The sequence below is a fragment of the Flavobacterium anhuiense genome, from assembly GCF_001705175.1.
Classification (GTDB): domain Bacteria; phylum Bacteroidota; class Bacteroidia; order Flavobacteriales; family Flavobacteriaceae; genus Flavobacterium; species Flavobacterium anhuiense.
In genome coordinates this window covers 2,460,741-2,477,031 of record NZ_CP016907.1, presented here as the reverse complement: position 1 = coordinate 2,477,031, position 16,291 = coordinate 2,460,741, and the positions used below count along the sequence as shown (strand labels likewise).

Sequence of the window (16,291 nt, the reverse complement as noted above, 5' to 3'; positions counted from 1 at the left end):
TTTAAATTTCTAAATAGAAAGAAATATCCTGTGTTATGTTAATTAATATCTTACAGCTGATCTTACTTCTTTTATCATTTTCTCTTTCTGTACATACTGAAGATCAGATGCTATCATCTCCTTAACCAATCCAGCTAGATCATATTTCGGAACCCATCCCAATTTAGTTTTAGATTTCGTAGGATCTCCAATAAGTAGGTCAACTTCTGTAGGACGGAAATATTCAGGATCAACAGCAATAATTTGCTTCCCAGCTTCAATTTGATAAGCAGGATTACTGCAAGAAGCAACATACCCTTTTTCATTTACTCCTTCTCCTCTAAAGTCTATCTCAATACCAAGCTCGGCAAATGACATTTTCACAAAATCACGTACATAAGTGGTTTCTCCCATTGCGATCACATAATCTTCCGCAACATCTTGCTGTAAAATACGCCACATAGCTTCTACGTAATCTTTAGCATGTCCCCAGTCGCGCTGTGCATCTAGATTTCCTAAATATAAGCATTCTTGTTCACCTAAAGCAATTGCAGCGGCAGCCATTGTAATTTTACGAGTCACAAAAGTTTCTCCTCGACGTGGAGATTCATGGTTGAACAAAATTCCGTTACATGCATACATGTTGTATGCCTCACGATAGTTTTTAGTAATCCAAAAACCATAAATCTTTGCTACTCCATATGGAGAACGTGGATAGAAAGGCGAATTTTCATCATATAGCCCTTTTTCGTTCTTATTCTCCGCTAAACCTCCATATAACTCAGATGTTGATGCCTGATAAATACGAGTTTTCTTTTCTAACCCTAAAATACGTACAGCTTCCAAAATTCTTAATGTACCAATACCATCAACATTTGCAACATATTCTGGTGAATCAAATGAGACTTTTACATGACTCATCGCTCCTAAATTATAGATTTCATCTGGTTGTACCTCTTGAACAATCCTAATAACATTTGTAGAATCTGTCAAATCCCCATAATGTAACTTAAAGTTCACATGAGCTTCGTGTTGATCTTGGTAGATATGATCAATACGCTGCGTATTAAAAGAAGAGGCTCTTCTTTTAACACCATGTACCATGTAACCTTTTTCTAGTAGTAATTCGGCAAGGTATGAACCGTCTTGTCCGGTAATTCCCGTTATAAGTGCAATTTTCATTTTATTTATTTTTTACTTATTTTTTAATATTCACAAAGCAATTACTTTTAAATATTATTATCTTTTAAATAATTTATTACTGATTGTGGCTGCCAGTTTAAAACTTTTCTTGCTTTACTATCATCAAAGGTTAGATCTGATGTAATTTTTTTTAGCTTTAAAGAATTAATTGGTGATTTGCGACCTAAGCTATCTCCTAATTTACCAATAAAATTTGCTAAACAACTTGGTAAACTCAAAGGAGTTTTTTTATTTTTAATTTTACAAATTGCCTCACTTAATTCACTAAAACTAGGATGAAATCCATCAGTAAGATTGTAGATTCCTCCAACAAATGAGGCTTTCATTATAAATGAAGCTACGTCCCTTTTTAAAACCATACTTTTTCGAGCTAAACCTCCTCCAATATTAAAATAATATCCTTTTTCAATAGCCTTTAACATTGCACCTAAATTACCTGGTGGATTCTCACCTACTAGGAGTGGCAATCTTAAAATTGTCCCAATAACATTATTCTTTGCGCACCAATCAATTATTATTTTTTCAGCTTCAATTTTACTTATCCCATAAGGATCAATTGCTGCAAGTGGGTAATTTTCATCAATTTTCAAACCATATTCCAGACCATAAACTGCAACACTGCTAATTAAAACTAAATATTTTGGCAACTCTACATTATTCTCAAGACCTCTTAATAAATTTAAAGTTCCTTCCACATTTACATCAAAGAATGCCTTTTTCTCTTCTGCATTTTTTGGAATCATATGCGCTTTTCCTGCACAATGTACTACTAAATCAATTTTTTTAAAAAAAACAGGTATCATTTTCGAGAGATCAGCATTTATATCTGCATTTTCACGAGATATAGTAATTATGTCATTTTCATTACATAATTCTTTATATATAGATTTACCCAAAAAACCGTTCGCTCCTGTAATTAATATATTCATGACCAAATAGTTGATTCTTTTTCAAACAGCTCCTCGAGCCATCCTCTCAAAGACATTGAATAGTACATTTTCTCTTCAATTGGTTTAAATTCGGTACTAAAAAAATCCTGATCTATTTTTGGATTATCTCTGTTTATTATGTAAATATTATTAGTATTATAAAAAGGATAAGACGTTATATTTGGATTAGTTGTAAGGAGTTTTCTTGCTGAACCTAATGTTTCAAATGTTCGCATTGTTAGTCCATCTTGACCGGGGTGATTAATATCAAGTATCGCTTTACTGTTTTTATAAATCTCAATAATTTCATTATGAGACAAACTCTTAAAACTTATTTTATCTTTATCAAATTTCATAAACTCCTTATCTGTCATTTTTTTTAAAGCAAAAAGTATTTTACTAGGTGAATAATAAAAATTAAACATTTTTAATTTATTATTATCACACCACTTGCTAACAATTTGACTAAGGCTATAGCGATCTGAATGAGCTGTACCTATAAAAGAGATATCATATTGACCAGATGATTTTTGGGCACCTATTTTTGAATAATCAGATGCAAAAAAAAGTGGTCTAAAACTTAAATCATATTTTTTTGAATCATTTTTATCAAAAGTGAATTTTTTATCAAAATAAACTAAATTCTCTAATCCGTTTGGATTATTTTTAAATGAATCATAAGTATAATAGATAAGCTTTATGTTTGGGTTATTCTTTTTTAGAAAATTCAAGAAAAAAGATGGAGTAGATTCTCCTTTTATTAGCAAGAAATAATCATACTGGTTATCTTTAATCTTATCAATTATAGCATTAAAATATCGATTAATTGTTTTTTTGTAAAAATCTTTTTTCATCCTTATTACAGCCTTACTATAGAAAGAATTAGATGGCCTTTCATCAAATAAATCAACATTTGCCCCCATTGAAATAAGTTCTTCCTTAATTAATTTTTCGTAATTAAAAAATTTCACTGAAAAAACAAGTATATTACTTCCTGCAATCATTTCACTATTTAATTTTATTTTTATTAACTATTTAAAGAGTCCCTTAGCTTTCATTTCACTAATTGATTTCTCATAGTTATCATTCTCTACTTGTTGAGTATTTACCCAATTAGTAAATTTCTCAAGTCCTTGTTCAAAATTAAATTTAGGCTCAAATCCTAGTTTTGATTTTATTTTAGTTAAATCTGCAAAATTGTGGCGAATATCTCCTAAGCGATAATTACCACTTATATTTATTGCAACTTCTTGATTATAATTCTTTATTAATCCAGTTGCAACAGATATAACATCAGTTCCAACACCAGTTCCCACATTAAAAACTTCTCCATTAGCCTCTTCTTTTTCAATACCCAAAATAGTTGCATTCACAACATCATCAATAAAAACGAAGTCACGCGTTTCCTTTCCATCTTCAAAAATATTTATACCGTTCCCATTTTTTATTTGAGTTGAAAATATTGAAAGAATACCAGTGTAAGGATTTTTTAGCGATTGACCAGGTCCATAAACATTTTGATAACGGAAAGCAACGGGAGCGATACCCAATGTTGGACAGACAGTCATAATCATTTGTTCTTGATTTTGTTTTGTAATGCCATATACAGAAGAAGGATGAATTTTTGATTCTTCATCTGTAGCTGCTAGTTTCAAATTTTTACAATTATCAAACTTAACTTCAAAATCTCCTCTATCCATAAACTCAGCAGTTCTGTGTTTTGGATATACGCTCTGACCATTTTCATTTAGATATTTACCTTCACCATAAATAGATCTTGAAGATGCTATAACCACTTTCTTTACCTGATGCTTTTCGTTTGCCAATAAATCTAATAAAATAGCAGTCCCATTAATATTAACATCTACATACTTTTGAATTTCGTACATAGATTGACCTGTACCTGTTTCTGCAGCTAAATGAACTATTATATCTTGGTCTTTTATAGCATTTTGCCAATCTGTTTTTGATGTAACAGTTCCTTTAATAAATTTTACTTTATCTTTAATACTTTTATACAATGGCGAACTTAATTCTGGATTCTCACCATGAACTTGTGTTGATAAATTATCTAAAATTGTAACAATATAATCTTTATCAATTAATTTTAGTGCTAAATTACTACCTATAAATCCGGCTCCGCCGGTAATTAATATATTTTTCATTTTCTAGTAAGTTTTAACCCATTTTTGGGTATCAAAATTAAATTTTTTAATTGGTTTAGCTGGAGATCCAACAGCAATAACATATGGTGGTAAATCTTTAGATACAACTGAATTAGCGCCTACTATAGTTCCTTTTCCTATAGTAACACCCGGCAGTACAGACACGAATTCCCCTAACCAAACATTGTTTTCAATTATAACAGGCTTTGTAAAAAGCGGCCTGTTTGATGGAACAGTGTCAGGATTGCTATCATACTCATCACCTGCATAGCTTCCATGAGAGCAATCTGATATGTAAACTTTACTTGCAATTAATACATTATTTCCGATTTCTACTTTGTCAATTGCTGTAATATGAACGTAATCATTAATTTGCACATTTTCACCAATGAACATACATGGTACATTCTTTTCTGAATATGTTTCTAATCGGCAATTGAATCCCGAAGAAAATCCATTACCGAATACAATATTTCTTTTATTCCGCACATCAAATGGTAATCTAATAATTTTTGCTTTCCTAAAAAATATTTTCGTATATAAAAATGATATTCCAATTCTCATCAAACCTAAAAAATCGTATCTCATAATAATTTATCTATTTTTACAATTAACCACCTCCTAGCAAATTTTATTACTGAAAATATGACCGCTAAAGAATACGTCGGAAAACTAATGTATTGATTTTGATAAGCAAATTTTAAATTTTTTAATTCTCCTTTTTCCATTTCGATTAAGTTAGCACTTAATCCACTTACTCCGAAACCTCTCTTGCCATTACTAAAATTGATAATTTTTTTATTTAGGAAAAAACAATTAAATTTATTTGCTATCCTCATGAAATAATTACCTTCTTCTGCATATTTTTGATTCTCATCAAAAAATCCAATTTCCCTTAGAACATCAGATTTCATAATTACTGTTGATGGCTGGAAATAATTTTTAAAGATCAATTGTCTTAAGTTTATTTTTATTAATTCTCCATCAGTTTTATTCTTCATATATAGACCTTCAAAAGCAGAACCAAGAAAATCTATTTTATTGTTCAATAAAAGCTTTACCTGTATATGCAATTTTTCAGGAAACCACTCATCATCTGAGTCTAAAAATGCTATAAAATCACCATTTACTGACTTTAAGCCCGAATTTCTTGCAGACGAAACTCCTCCATTTGGTTTGTCAATAATTAAAAAACTTATAGTACTTTCTAGCTTTGATTCTTTGTATTTTTTTAAGATTTTAAGGGTATCGTCTTTGGAACCATCATTTACTACTATTAATTCTATATTTTTATAAGTCTGATTGTATACAGAATCAAGCGCTCGAATAATTGTGTTTGCAGCATTATATGCTGGAATTATTACCGAGACTAAATTATTATTTTCTTTCATTAAAAAATTTGTAAAAATTAGAATTAATTTTTTCAAAACTATAATTATCTAAAAATATTTTCCGAATATTTTTAAAATTAGTGAGTTTAAACTCTTCAATAAATTCTATGTGTTCAACGGCTTCTTCAGATTCAAAACCGATACAATTACTATCAATTTCATAACCCTCAAAAGCTTCTTTTGTACCTAATATAGGTTTATTATACATTAGTGCTTCAGCAACTTTGGTCTTCATACCAGAACCATGAAAAATTGGAGCAACAACTAAATCAGACATATAATAGTATGAGGTTAGATCAGTTACGCGACCAATTAACTTTATACGTGGATCAATTTGTTTAAATTTATGCGTTTCAAAACCATTACCAACCACATAAAATTCAACTTCTCTTTTTATGTTCTTTAGTACGTTATTTACAAACCAATCAACTGCATAAATATTAGGTGGGAAATATGATCCTACAAATAATAATTTTAACACATTTGTTTTATTCCTATTGAGCATATATTTTTCTTCATTGTAAACATCTACAAATGAAGTTGGCAATAACAAATCTGCCCGTTTGCCATATAAATCATTGATTCCATCAGAATCCCTTTGATTTAAAGTAATTATGACATCTGAAAATTTTATTAATTGCTTTTCTGCTTTTTTTATTAGAATTAGTGTAAAATAATGTTGAAACCTTTTAGAAACTTTAATCAATTCTTTGAAATAATCATATTCAACATTATGAAAGAAAGCAATCACATACACATTTGGAAAATTAATCTTTATTTCTTTTGCTACATTTCCTAATAGTGATGTGTCAACAAAGACAGTGTCTATTTGATTTGATTTGATTTGTTGAATAATATCTTTCAGATCAAAATCATTAACCAAATTAAAATCAAACAAAATTGAATGAATGTTTTGTTTGATGTTTTTTAAAGTTAAAGAAATTGAATATTTAAACATTTGACTACTGTTTCTTTCCATTAATTGATAATTCCGATCTGAAATAACAGAAGATCCAGAACTTTCAAGATTTAAGGTATTAATAAGTAGTGTTTTTCCTAAAAACATAATTTATATGGAGTGTAAAATGTCCAAAACGCCATAATAGTAGAATAGAATTTTGCAAAAGTATACATTACTATAATTATGTATACACAAATTCTCAAATATCTTTGGTTAGGTATAGTGACAAATAGTGGTAAAATCATGAATTCTGCAACATCAAAATAAGCAGACATCCTATTTAAAACTTGAATTATTGGTGTAAATATTAGATAGATTAAACTACCAACAACATAAATATTTAGTAATATCTTAAAATTTTTATTAAGAGCTAATTTTTCATAGAAAAACAATGCTGGTAGCAATACAAAACATCTTCTAATAAGACCAAGAATATAAGATACTTTCGGATCGATAGCGCTTCCTGTCGAGCTATTTCCTATTTCCTGTATTTCCTGATAAGTTGTTAGCCGCTCAGCGAAATGTCCATCGCCACCCATAACATAAGAAAACAAAAAGTTATTACTCCCGCTTAATGTAATTGCTAATCCAAAACAAAAACCAATAAAAATCAATAAAATTAATTGTTTGCGCTCAATTCTAAAATAAATCAGTGGAATTGCCAACAAGAAAATAATCGCCGACGAATGAAAATAGAAAGCGATTAAAGTTGTTATTAAAAATGGTATTAATTTTTTATTAATAACGAACATTATCCCCAATACTCCAAATGACAGAGCCATTGATTGTCTTGTGGAAGAAACATCCCCTAGCTGATTTGCATAGTACATTAAAATAGTTAAAAAAATGAACTTATATTCTGATATTTTGCAAAACCCATATAACTTAATCGATACAGCTAAAAGTGAAAAAATTAGCAATAAAAAAGTATAGGAATTAAAAAACTGTTTTACGCTAAACGCAAGCAGTGCATATAAATATTCAAAATCTGAACTTATAAAATCATTATAACTATTATTGTTATTAAAAAAATTAAAATAACTATCCCAATCAGTACCAGTTTCCCAACGTAATCCCCCTACAAGGATTAAAACCATACCTATAACGCAAACAAAAAATAACTTGTTTAATTTCGAAACAGGATAAAAATCAAAAACACCAAATAAAAGGATAAAAAAAAATAAAAAAAAATATATCAAATTGGCTTTTTTTTTAATATTATTTATTGACATTTCAATAAATAACTGATGTTATATACTTAGAACGACAATTTAATCTCTGATTTTTGACCCATCCAAATAATTTCCATCAATTAAATAAACATGGTTTTCTACCTTAGAATAAATTCGTAATAATCTCACAAGCATAAAAAATCTTTCTGCACCTAAAACTTTAAATGCATAGTAAAAAATTTTATTTATTACTGTAAGTTTTCTATTAACTCCCTCAAAATTATTAACTGATTTTTTATCTGCCCCACTCATCTTCTCGTTTAAAACATTCCCTGCTTTAAGTGCTTGATAAAATTGCCCTTTAGCATCAAATGGATTCGATTTTATTTGTCCGTCCTCAAATAAACGTCTAAATAATTTTCTATATGTTTTAGAAACTGGCTTACCATCAGAAAATTTCCCATAAGTATAAGTCAATTTTATAAAACTCAAAAATGAACTTTCTTTTAACACTTTACTATACTCATTTAAGATTTGCTCTACATCAGGATAAATTTTTAAGCCCGCAATATTTCCTTGTGCTATTTCATTATTTACTAAAGATGAATAATTAAATCCTGAAAAATGAACAAATGTTAATGGTGTTAATTCACTTGAATTATTTTTATTTATCCTATTTCTAACATAGTACAAATTTTTATTCATAATTACTTCACGTTCGTAAAAATTCCATGGCGCGAAATTTAATCCCAAATCGAAAGAAATTAATAGCTCGGAAGAAAAAAGAGAAGGCAAAAAATCCATCCATTTTTGATCCGTAAAATAGCTTTCCATTTTATTCTGAAAACATCTGTCTTCTAACCTTTTTTCCCACCAGTTTAACATTTTCATTGAAACATCATTTCTCTTAAGGCCTAAAAAACCAAGATTAAACATTCCAGTATACATCAAACCACTTTCTGGCAGATCTCCAGTGTAGTTCTCTTCAATTGTTGTAATGTGTGGAGTTACAATAATTGAGTGAGATTCCAGACCAGAAAAAATAGAATTAAGACTATTGAATACTAAAATATCGGGATCAAAATAAATACAAGTATCTGGCTGAAATTTGTCAAACAAATATTTAAAACAAGAAGGTTTTATTGAAGTACAAAACTCAGTCAAATCATACTTAAAAGCCATTTGATTCCATTTATCATCAGAAAATCCAACAACATTTCTAGTAACAAAAACATTTTTTGGCAAATCTGTAATTGCATCATCTAGGTTAATTTCATCTGCGATGAATATATAAAAATCAACTTCAGGATTGTGGCTTTTAATAGATTTTTCTAAAACCTGTGCCAAGCCTATATAGTTTTTAGCACATATTGTAAATGCAATATTTTTCATTTAATTATCTGAAATTTTAGTCCAATTAGCTGGATAGATATCACTTACTTTGTCGCTATTTAAAAATTTGGTTGGCGACAATACTGTATTATTATTATTTTTATTAAGCCAAGCACCCCACCAGCTAAAACTGCTGTTAGCTATAATATTATGTTTACAACTGCTCATCAAAAACATATCTCTCCAAGAATTTATGCCACTATTATGTGTAACATAGGTAACTCTTTCTAAGTTAAAATTTTCTTTTACCCAGCCAATATCATTAGAAAAGATATAATAATGTGGGGTTTTAACTTTTTCATTCATTAAATCAATTGCTTTTTCAAAGTATTCTTTAGTGCAAACTTTTCCAAATAAATTAATATTTGCCGCATTTAAATAATCACCTCTTCTTACGTGTATGGAAACTGATTCATAATTTGCCATTTCTTGCACAAGGCTTGTTGTTATCTCGTCAACATCTTTACTAAAACTAAAACTATCTAATATTTCATCCTTCGAATCTATAAAATATTTTTCGTTATGCCATCCGCCAAAATAAAATGTTATTCCTTTGGAGGGTTTTAGATATTCTGAATTGAAATTATAATCATAGTCCTCATTTATTACAGAACATCCCATTTGAGTTAATAGTTTTTTGAGTGGAACTGTGATTAATTTGAACCTATCGGCAATTAAAATTCTAAATAAAAAATATAATGATTTGTTTATAAGTGTATTTTTCCAAGTAATATTAAAAATAGAGTTTATTTCTAATCCATTGTGATCCTTACAAAAAGAAATTAAATAAGTTGATGGATTAATCTTTTTCTTCTGCAAATAGAAGGCATACTGAGACATTTGGTTTCCTAAACCATTAAATATAACTATAACGTCCATAAATTATTAAAAAATTTTAAGCAAATCATTTTTTCCACCAAATTTTCTTCTCTAGTCACAAAAAAGAAGTCAATCAATAAAATAGCTATAACTTCCAGTTAACAAAAAAATCATGGGAATATCTGGAATAAAATCCTTTCTTATCGAATTATCAAATTTTAGATTTTTTTTCTTTGATAGAAACTCATTAGACGAGTAGAATACAAATTAATATACGAAAAAATGCTTATTAATATTGTTTCATAAAATGACAAATAACTTTCGGTATGTTTAGATATATTACTTCCTACAATTTCTATGTCATAATTTTCCATTAATCTCTTTTTACTCTTAGCTCCCAAATTCTCAAATTCCTTAGAATCCGTTTTTATGACATCTTCTAAAAGCTGATCAAAGGTGAAATACTTAAAATTTTCTCTTAAGACTTCGCCTATTACTGTATGATTATCATGAAAATAACCCACGGCTAAATTTGAATTTTGATATGCAACTGCAGTTATTGCAATTTTATTATTATTTGCAACATCTAATACTGTAGTTCCCATTCCCACATACACATCACAAGCTTTAATATAATCACTAATTTTGTGATATGGAATTTCTTCTACAATATTGATTTTTGCTTTTTTAGAATCTGATAGAAAGGAAATTGCATTTTCCACCTCTTTCTTTCCTTTACCATGTCCTATAATTGTCAAGGATATAGATGGATATTTTTCACAAATATTTCCAAATGAATTAATCAATCCTAAAACATAAGCTTTAAAAGGGAATTCAAACCTCGTTATAGTTAAGATATTAAATATTTCATTCTTTTTTTCTACGATATTATTTTTATTTATGAAAATTGGCAGTCTATATATTACAAAATCTAAAGTTTTTTTCAGATTATAATGTTCGATACATTTTTCTACACAAGTTTCATCCATGAAAACTAAAACTTTTTTTCTCAACAACATCATAATCATTGTCTTAGCTAAAAAAGTAATTTTCTTAGGTCCGTAAAATGTCGAATTGGGATGTACTATGTATAAGGTATGTTTAAAATTAACACCATACCTAGTTTTATTGATAAGAGTAAAACATTTTAAGAATTCGGGCAGAAATTGAGTTATCACAAGTGGCTTTTCGTCATTTTCAAATTCTAATTTTTTAAGACCTGATGAAAAGTTTTTTGTTTTCTTATCATATAAGTAATGCTCAAATGATACTTTTTTAGAATCTTCACTAATACTTTCATGTATTGGATTTTCCGTCAAAAGTATCGTTCTATAATTTTGAGAATGATAAAATTCTAACAAACGCAATATTAATGTTTCTGTTCCGCCCATGCTAAAATTAAAGCAGTAAAAAACAATTGTTTTTTTATGATTACTCATTAATTTTAATTTTATTAAACAGAATTTTTCGAAAAAGCACAACCATTGCTAAAAAATAAATAAAGTAGCTTAGGGCATAAGCTTGAGTAATTCCTACCACTCCAGCAAACCTCATAAAAGCATAAGCCAATATTAGGAAAAGAGATGTAAATAACACCTCCGAAATAATAAATTCCTTTGTCATTGTTTTAGCAATCATTAAAAACGCTAATAACCAACTACAAATTTTAAAAAAATCACCTAATAATTGCCATAAAAATAGATCTTGCATTTCTAAGAAATCTTTTGAAAATAAAATCTTAATAATTAAAAATCTACAAATGTAAACACTAGTGAATAAAACTAATAGAAAAGTAACTATAATCTTAAACGCCTTAAAAATTTCCTTTTTTAGTTCTTGTGTATCCACAATTTCCGCCAATCTTGGCAGATAATAAACACTAAATGAAGTCGTAATTATCATCAAATACATATTTGATATCCGGTTCATTGCTTCCCACCATCCTGCTTCAACCACCGAAATATTGGCCATTATGTTTCCTCTCAATAAAAGCTGCGCAACTGGCGCTGTTGCTGCTGTAACTAGAGTCATTAAAGAATATTTAAAGTATCTATTAAAAGACACTTTATCAATTTTTAGTAAAAAATATTCTTTTTTAGCCCATGGAAGTTTTCTAATCATCCATAAAGAAATAAAAAACATAAAGCTTTGAAAGGTTACGGCACTAATCAACGCTCCTTTCAATTCCCAAATAAAAACAAGAATTAAAGTAAAGACTAATCCAAACAAACTACCAATAATGTTTACATAAACGTAAAGCTTAAATTCCTTGTAACCATTTAAAATTGAAGCTATTAAACCATTTAAAGCATATAAAAAAACAGTTAAACCAAAAATAATAAAGACATATCCATAACTTGAATCCAACATTATCAATTTACTAAGATAATTACTTAGGATGATCATCAAAATTCCACTAAAGAAAGCACAAAGAAGTGTTATTCTAAGAGCTGTCGAAAGCAACTTTTTAATATCCTCAACTGAATCATTAAATTCTGCAACATATTTTGTAACACCGTTGTTTATTCCTGCTGCTGCAATAATCATAACTATAGTAGCAAAACTATTTAATTGACCAAGTAAAGCAATTCCACTTGGTCCTATAATGGTGGCAATTACCTTAACACTAATTAAACTAGTCAACATCTTTACCAGAGTTGAAATAGCAGTAAATGAAAAGACTTTAAATATATCAGCATTTAAAATCTTTAATTTTTGTCTTAAGCCTTTTACCATTTATTTATTATTGCAATAATTTCCGCAACATCTTCTGGTGATAAAACAGGACTTATAGGTAAACTTAAGACATGATCATGGATATTTTCGGAAATTGGGAAACTTAAATCGTTCCATTCCTTATAAGCTAATTGCTTGTGTGGTGGTATAGGGTAATGAATAACGGTTTGCACACCATTTTGTGCTAAGTAATCTTGGAGACCTGCTCTATTTTCAGTTCTAATCACAAATAAATGCCATACATGCGCAGCACTATTTTTAACATTTGGCAATATAATAGCTGGATTTTTTATTTCTCTTAGATATGTCTCTGCTATTTTTCTCTTATATTCAGTTTCTTCGTCAAGTTTTTCAAGTTTTACAGATAGAAGTGCTGCCTGTAATTCATCTAATCTACTATTTATTCCCTTGAATTTATTTTGATATTTCACATGAGATCCATAATTTAATAATGCTCTCAATGTCTCCGCTAATTTAGAATCTGATGTTGTAATTGCTCCAGCGTCTCCTAAAGCCCCCAAATTTTTGCCAGGGTAGAAACTAAACCCTGCTGCATCACCTAAATTACCCGCTTTTCTTCCTATAAGATCAGTTGCTCCATGAGACTGTGCACAATCTTCTATTACTTTAAGATTATGTTTTTTAGCAATTTCTGTAATTGCGTCCATATCACATAACTGACCATATAAATGGACGGGCAAAATTGCTACAGTTTTATTAGTAATTAAACTTTCTATTCTAGCAGGATCAATATTATATGTATTAATATCAGGCTCTACCAAAATGGGATTAAGATTATTTGCTGAAATTGCCAGAATACTAGCTATGTATGTATTGGAAGGAACTAAGATTTCATCTCCATCTTTAAAAACCCCCAGTTCTTTATATGCTTTAATAATTAAAATAAGTGCATCTAGGCCATTAGCAACACCTATGCAATACTTTACACCACAGTAATTGGCAAATTCTTCTTCAAATTTTGTCAACTCTTTTCCCATGATATACCAACCAGAGTCTAATACTCTCTCGAAAGCAGTTACTAAATCTTCTCTATGGTTTTGATTGATCTGGTAAAGATCTAAAAATTTTATCATTTTTTTACTGGTTTAAATCCTTCTAAATAATATCGTTCTCCTGTGTTTTTATCCTTTAAATTCATGTCCAGCAAAATGCTTTCTTCGGTTATAAATCCTCGTTGTATTGCTGGGTTACCGTACCAAACTGTATAAGGCGCAATAGATTTAGTTAAAACACTTCCTGCTCCGACAAAAGCCATTTCTCCGATTTCAATCCCTGCTACAATAGTCGAATTAGCTCCTATCGAACTACCTGTTTTCAATATTGTTTGCTTAAATTCCTTAGGATAAACTTTTGAACGCGGTATTAGATCATTTGTAAAAGTTACATTTGGACCGACAAATACATTATCCTCGATCCTTACACCGTCCCAAATTTGAACACCTGATTTTATTGTGACATTATTACCTATTATAACATCATTTTCTATAAAACAATTGCAATTTATATTACAATTATCTCCAATTTTGGCATTAGATAATATTACGGTAAATTGCCATACATATGTATCATTTCCTATATCACTAGACTGAACATCTGCTAAGGCATGTATTTTATTTTTACTCATTAACATATTTAATATAATCATCGTAATTTCTTAAATAGTCTGCTTCAGAATAAGTATGTGAAGCTAAAACCAAGCAAATTGATCCTGAAGAAAAATTTATTTCAGATGCCCAGATTCCTGGAGGTATATGCAATCCTATATCTGGTCTATTTAATAAAATTTGTCTTTTTGTAATCCCATCATCCAATAATACTTCAAAGCTTCCACTCGTAGCTACTAAAAATTGATGACATTCTTTGTGAGCATGAGCTCCTCTTGATTCACCACCTGGTATATCATATAGATAGAAAATTCGCTTAATACCGAATGGTATTTCAACATCATTATTAACTGAGGTAATATGTCCATTCCTATCGCCCTTTTGCATTAAGTACAACACATTACAATCAAAAACAGTTTTTTTATTTTCCTTCATTATTTTTTAATTCTTCAAAATCTCTAATATAATCATCCGTTGAAAAACATTCACTTGAAACGTGCAAAGCCAATGAATTTGTAGAAAAATTTTCCATATGCCTCCATGTTTTTGCAGGCAAATACAATCCATAATAACTTCTATTTAAGGAGAACTTTTCAATTGTACCGTCCAAATTTGTGATTATAACATCAAAACTACCACTAAGAGCAATAATGATTTCATGTTGACTTTTATAAGCGTGCCCTCCTCTAACTTCACCACCTGGCACATCATAAGTCCAGAAAGTTCTTTTTACTTCAAAAGGGATTTGAGTATCATATTGCAAAAATGTCAAATTTCCTCTTGGATCTTGAATTTTTGGAAAATCTAAAATTATAGGTTTCATAATTAATAGGTTCTTTTATAAATCTAAAATCAGTTTCAATAATCTTCTAAAAATTAAAAATATAATTGTCAAAAAACCTGCTAGTATTCCTCCAATTAAAATTCCTTTTGTTTTTCCAAAACGTTCTTTTGCCAGGGGAAGAATTGGTCGATCAATTACTTGTATTAAAGGTGTTTCCTTTCGAAGAGTTACTTTTGCCAACTCAGATTGTTTTACCAATTCTGAAAGAATTGCGGTATTAGCCTGAACATCGACCTGTCTGCGGGCAGAAGGCGTTCTTCGAACATTTAATGCTGGATTTAAACCAAAAGTATTATCATTAGCAATAGCTACTCCAGTTATTGCTCCATTTAATTCAGATCTGACAGAATCAACTTGTCTTTCTAATATTGCCATATTGATTCTGGCTTTTTTACTTTTTGTTTCAACATAAAAAGTTCCTACCTGTTTGGCCAAAGACTCACAAAAATATTTTGCAAATAACTCATTTGTAGAAATAACATCGATAGTAATTATGCTAATCTTTTTATCTCTCTGCCCCACAGATAATTCTCCGTGAGATAGATTATTATACATTTTTCCTAGTATGCTATCCTGAACACGAGTAAATTTGCTACGATTAGAATTTGGTAAAAATTCAACAGATTTAAGTTTTGGGTTTTCTTTCCAGCTATCACGCCATCCGTTAATCTCAAGATACATTTCAGCTAAAGAAACATTCTTTCCATTTAGGTCAACAGGAGATAAAAGTGTTTTCTCTACCATCGATCTTGATTTAAAAAGTTCCGTCAGATTTGAACCTGTAAAGATCCCACCTCCACTACCACCTAAATCTAAACCAAAAGAACTTGCTAAGCCAAGTGCTCCTCCCATTCCGCCAACTTTTTCATCTTCTAATGCAAAAGACAAGCTAGCTGTGTAAATTGGCTTTTTAAATATTGAATAAGTAAGGCCTAAAATCGCACCAGCAAAACCCACTAATACTATTATTTTCCACTTGGAAAATAAATAACTAGACCAGTCCTTTATTTTCAGAACTAACTCTTTTAAGGAAATCTCATCTTTTTGAATAGGTTTATCCATTAAATTAAACTAT

Annotated in this window: 17 protein-coding genes; all 17 read right to left on the bottom strand. The window is 29.4% G+C overall.

Going from position 1 to position 16,291, the window contains the following annotated elements; all coding sequences use genetic code 11:
* Positions 1 to 42: 42 nt before the first annotated feature.
* Complete coding sequence (gene gmd / locus BB050_RS10745; protein WP_066033558.1) at positions 43 to 1,161, bottom strand: GDP-mannose 4,6-dehydratase; 1,119 nt, start codon at positions 1,159 to 1,161, stop codon at positions 43 to 45.
* A 47-nt stretch (positions 1,162 to 1,208) separates the two neighbouring features.
* Positions 1,209 to 2,111: an NAD-dependent epimerase/dehydratase family protein gene (locus tag BB050_RS10740; protein ID WP_066033557.1), complete on the bottom strand. Its 903-nt coding sequence runs from the start codon at positions 2,109 to 2,111 to the stop codon at positions 1,209 to 1,211.
* Positions 2,108 to 3,115, bottom strand: a complete 1,008-nt coding sequence (locus tag BB050_RS10735) for a WaaS/CpsH family glycosyltransferase (RefSeq protein ID WP_066033556.1) — start codon at positions 3,113 to 3,115, stop codon at positions 2,108 to 2,110. Before BB050_RS10735 ends, BB050_RS10740 begins: the two co-directional genes overlap by 4 nt.
* Before the next feature lie 27 nt (positions 3,116 to 3,142).
* Positions 3,143 to 4,276, bottom strand: a complete 1,134-nt coding sequence (locus BB050_RS10730) for an NAD-dependent epimerase/dehydratase family protein (protein WP_066033555.1) — start codon at positions 4,274 to 4,276, stop codon at positions 3,143 to 3,145.
* A 3-nt stretch (positions 4,277 to 4,279) separates the two neighbouring features.
* Complete coding sequence (locus tag BB050_RS22235) at positions 4,280 to 4,864, bottom strand: LbetaH domain-containing protein (protein ID WP_066033554.1); 585 nt, start codon at positions 4,862 to 4,864, stop codon at positions 4,280 to 4,282.
* Entirely contained in the window at positions 4,861 to 5,667 is an 807-nt protein-coding gene (locus tag BB050_RS10720) for a glycosyltransferase family 2 protein (RefSeq protein ID WP_066035137.1), read from the bottom strand. Before BB050_RS10720 ends, BB050_RS22235 begins: the two co-directional genes overlap by 4 nt.
* Complete coding sequence (locus BB050_RS10715; protein ID WP_066033553.1) at positions 5,654 to 6,733, bottom strand: glycosyltransferase; 1,080 nt, start codon at positions 6,731 to 6,733, stop codon at positions 5,654 to 5,656. Before BB050_RS10715 ends, BB050_RS10720 begins: the two co-directional genes overlap by 14 nt.
* On the bottom strand, positions 6,724 to 7,860 hold the full coding sequence (locus tag BB050_RS10710; protein WP_066033552.1) for an EpsG family protein: 1,137 nt from the start codon (positions 7,858 to 7,860) through the stop codon (positions 6,724 to 6,726). The genes BB050_RS10715 and BB050_RS10710 overlap by 10 nt, the downstream gene beginning before the upstream one ends.
* A 39-nt stretch (positions 7,861 to 7,899) precedes the next feature.
* Positions 7,900 to 9,192 carry a glycosyltransferase family protein gene (locus BB050_RS10705; protein WP_066033551.1) on the bottom strand — a complete coding sequence of 431 codons (1,293 nt, stop codon included), beginning with the start codon at positions 9,190 to 9,192 and terminating at the stop codon, positions 7,900 to 7,902.
* A complete protein-coding gene (locus BB050_RS10700; RefSeq protein ID WP_066033550.1) occupies positions 9,193 to 10,071 on the bottom strand; it encodes an alpha-1,2-fucosyltransferase in 879 nt (292 codons plus the stop codon).
* Positions 10,072 to 10,229: 158 nt separating this feature from the next.
* Positions 10,230 to 11,450, bottom strand: coding sequence for a glycosyltransferase family protein (locus BB050_RS10695; RefSeq protein WP_066033549.1), 1,221 nt, complete (start codon positions 11,448 to 11,450; stop codon positions 10,230 to 10,232).
* Positions 11,443 to 12,747, bottom strand: a complete 1,305-nt coding sequence (locus BB050_RS10690; RefSeq protein ID WP_066033548.1) for an O-antigen translocase — start codon at positions 12,745 to 12,747, stop codon at positions 11,443 to 11,445. Before BB050_RS10690 ends, BB050_RS10695 begins: the two co-directional genes overlap by 8 nt.
* Entirely contained in the window at positions 12,741 to 13,841 is a 1,101-nt protein-coding gene (locus BB050_RS10685) for a DegT/DnrJ/EryC1/StrS family aminotransferase (protein WP_066033547.1), read from the bottom strand. Before BB050_RS10685 ends, BB050_RS10690 begins: the two co-directional genes overlap by 7 nt.
* Entirely contained in the window at positions 13,838 to 14,392 is a 555-nt protein-coding gene (locus BB050_RS10680) for an acyltransferase (RefSeq protein ID WP_066035136.1), read from the bottom strand. Before BB050_RS10680 ends, BB050_RS10685 begins: the two co-directional genes overlap by 4 nt.
* On the bottom strand, positions 14,385 to 14,807 hold the full coding sequence (locus BB050_RS10675; RefSeq protein ID WP_066033546.1) for a sugar 3,4-ketoisomerase: 423 nt from the start codon (positions 14,805 to 14,807) through the stop codon (positions 14,385 to 14,387). Before BB050_RS10675 ends, BB050_RS10680 begins: the two co-directional genes overlap by 8 nt.
* Positions 14,794 to 15,195 carry a sugar 3,4-ketoisomerase gene (locus BB050_RS10670; protein ID WP_066033545.1) on the bottom strand — a complete coding sequence of 134 codons (402 nt, stop codon included), beginning with the start codon at positions 15,193 to 15,195 and terminating at the stop codon, positions 14,794 to 14,796. Before BB050_RS10670 ends, BB050_RS10675 begins: the two co-directional genes overlap by 14 nt.
* Before the next feature lie 15 nt (positions 15,196 to 15,210).
* Complete coding sequence (locus BB050_RS10665; protein ID WP_066033544.1) at positions 15,211 to 16,278, bottom strand: Wzz/FepE/Etk N-terminal domain-containing protein; 1,068 nt, start codon at positions 16,276 to 16,278, stop codon at positions 15,211 to 15,213.
* Positions 16,279 to 16,291 lie beyond the last annotated feature (13 nt).

Bases quoted from the DNA above. Each gene is read 5' to 3' on its own strand.
- BB050_RS10690 (WP_066033548.1), bottom strand. From the start codon at position 12,747: ATGGTAAAAGGCTTAAGACAAAAATTAAAGATTTTAAATGCTGATATA.
- BB050_RS10685 (WP_066033547.1), bottom strand. From the start codon at position 13,841: ATGATAAAATTTTTAGATCTTTACCAGATCAATCAAAACCATAGAGAA.
- BB050_RS10735 (WP_066033556.1), bottom strand. From the start codon at position 3,115: ATGATTGCAGGAAGTAATATACTTGTTTTTTCAGTGAAATTTTTTAAT.
- BB050_RS10675 (WP_066033546.1), bottom strand. From the start codon at position 14,807: ATGAAGGAAAATAAAAAAACTGTTTTTGATTGTAATGTGTTGTACTTA.
- BB050_RS10695 (WP_066033549.1), bottom strand. From the start codon at position 11,450: ATGAGTAATCATAAAAAAACAATTGTTTTTTACTGCTTTAATTTTAGC.
- BB050_RS10665 (WP_066033544.1), bottom strand. From the start codon at position 16,278: ATGGATAAACCTATTCAAAAAGATGAGATTTCCTTAAAAGAGTTAGTT.
- BB050_RS10715 (WP_066033553.1), bottom strand. From the start codon at position 6,733: ATGTTTTTAGGAAAAACACTACTTATTAATACCTTAAATCTTGAAAGT.
- BB050_RS10730 (WP_066033555.1), bottom strand. From the start codon at position 4,276: ATGAAAAATATATTAATTACCGGCGGAGCCGGATTTATAGGTAGTAAT.
- BB050_RS10700 (WP_066033550.1), bottom strand. From the start codon at position 10,071: ATGGACGTTATAGTTATATTTAATGGTTTAGGAAACCAAATGTCTCAG.
- gmd (WP_066033558.1), bottom strand. From the start codon at position 1,161: ATGAAAATTGCACTTATAACGGGAATTACCGGACAAGACGGTTCATAC.
- BB050_RS10720 (WP_066035137.1), bottom strand. From the start codon at position 5,667: ATGAAAGAAAATAATAATTTAGTCTCGGTAATAATTCCAGCATATAAT.
- BB050_RS10740 (WP_066033557.1), bottom strand. From the start codon at position 2,111: ATGAATATATTAATTACAGGAGCGAACGGTTTTTTGGGTAAATCTATA.
- BB050_RS10680 (WP_066035136.1), bottom strand. From the start codon at position 14,392: ATGAGTAAAAATAAAATACATGCCTTAGCAGATGTTCAGTCTAGTGAT.
- BB050_RS22235 (WP_066033554.1), bottom strand. From the start codon at position 4,864: ATGAGATACGATTTTTTAGGTTTGATGAGAATTGGAATATCATTTTTA.
- BB050_RS10705 (WP_066033551.1), bottom strand. From the start codon at position 9,192: ATGAAAAATATTGCATTTACAATATGTGCTAAAAACTATATAGGCTTG.
- BB050_RS10670 (WP_066033545.1), bottom strand. From the start codon at position 15,195: ATGAAACCTATAATTTTAGATTTTCCAAAAATTCAAGATCCAAGAGGA.
- BB050_RS10710 (WP_066033552.1), bottom strand. From the start codon at position 7,860: ATGTCAATAAATAATATTAAAAAAAAAGCCAATTTGATATATTTTTTT.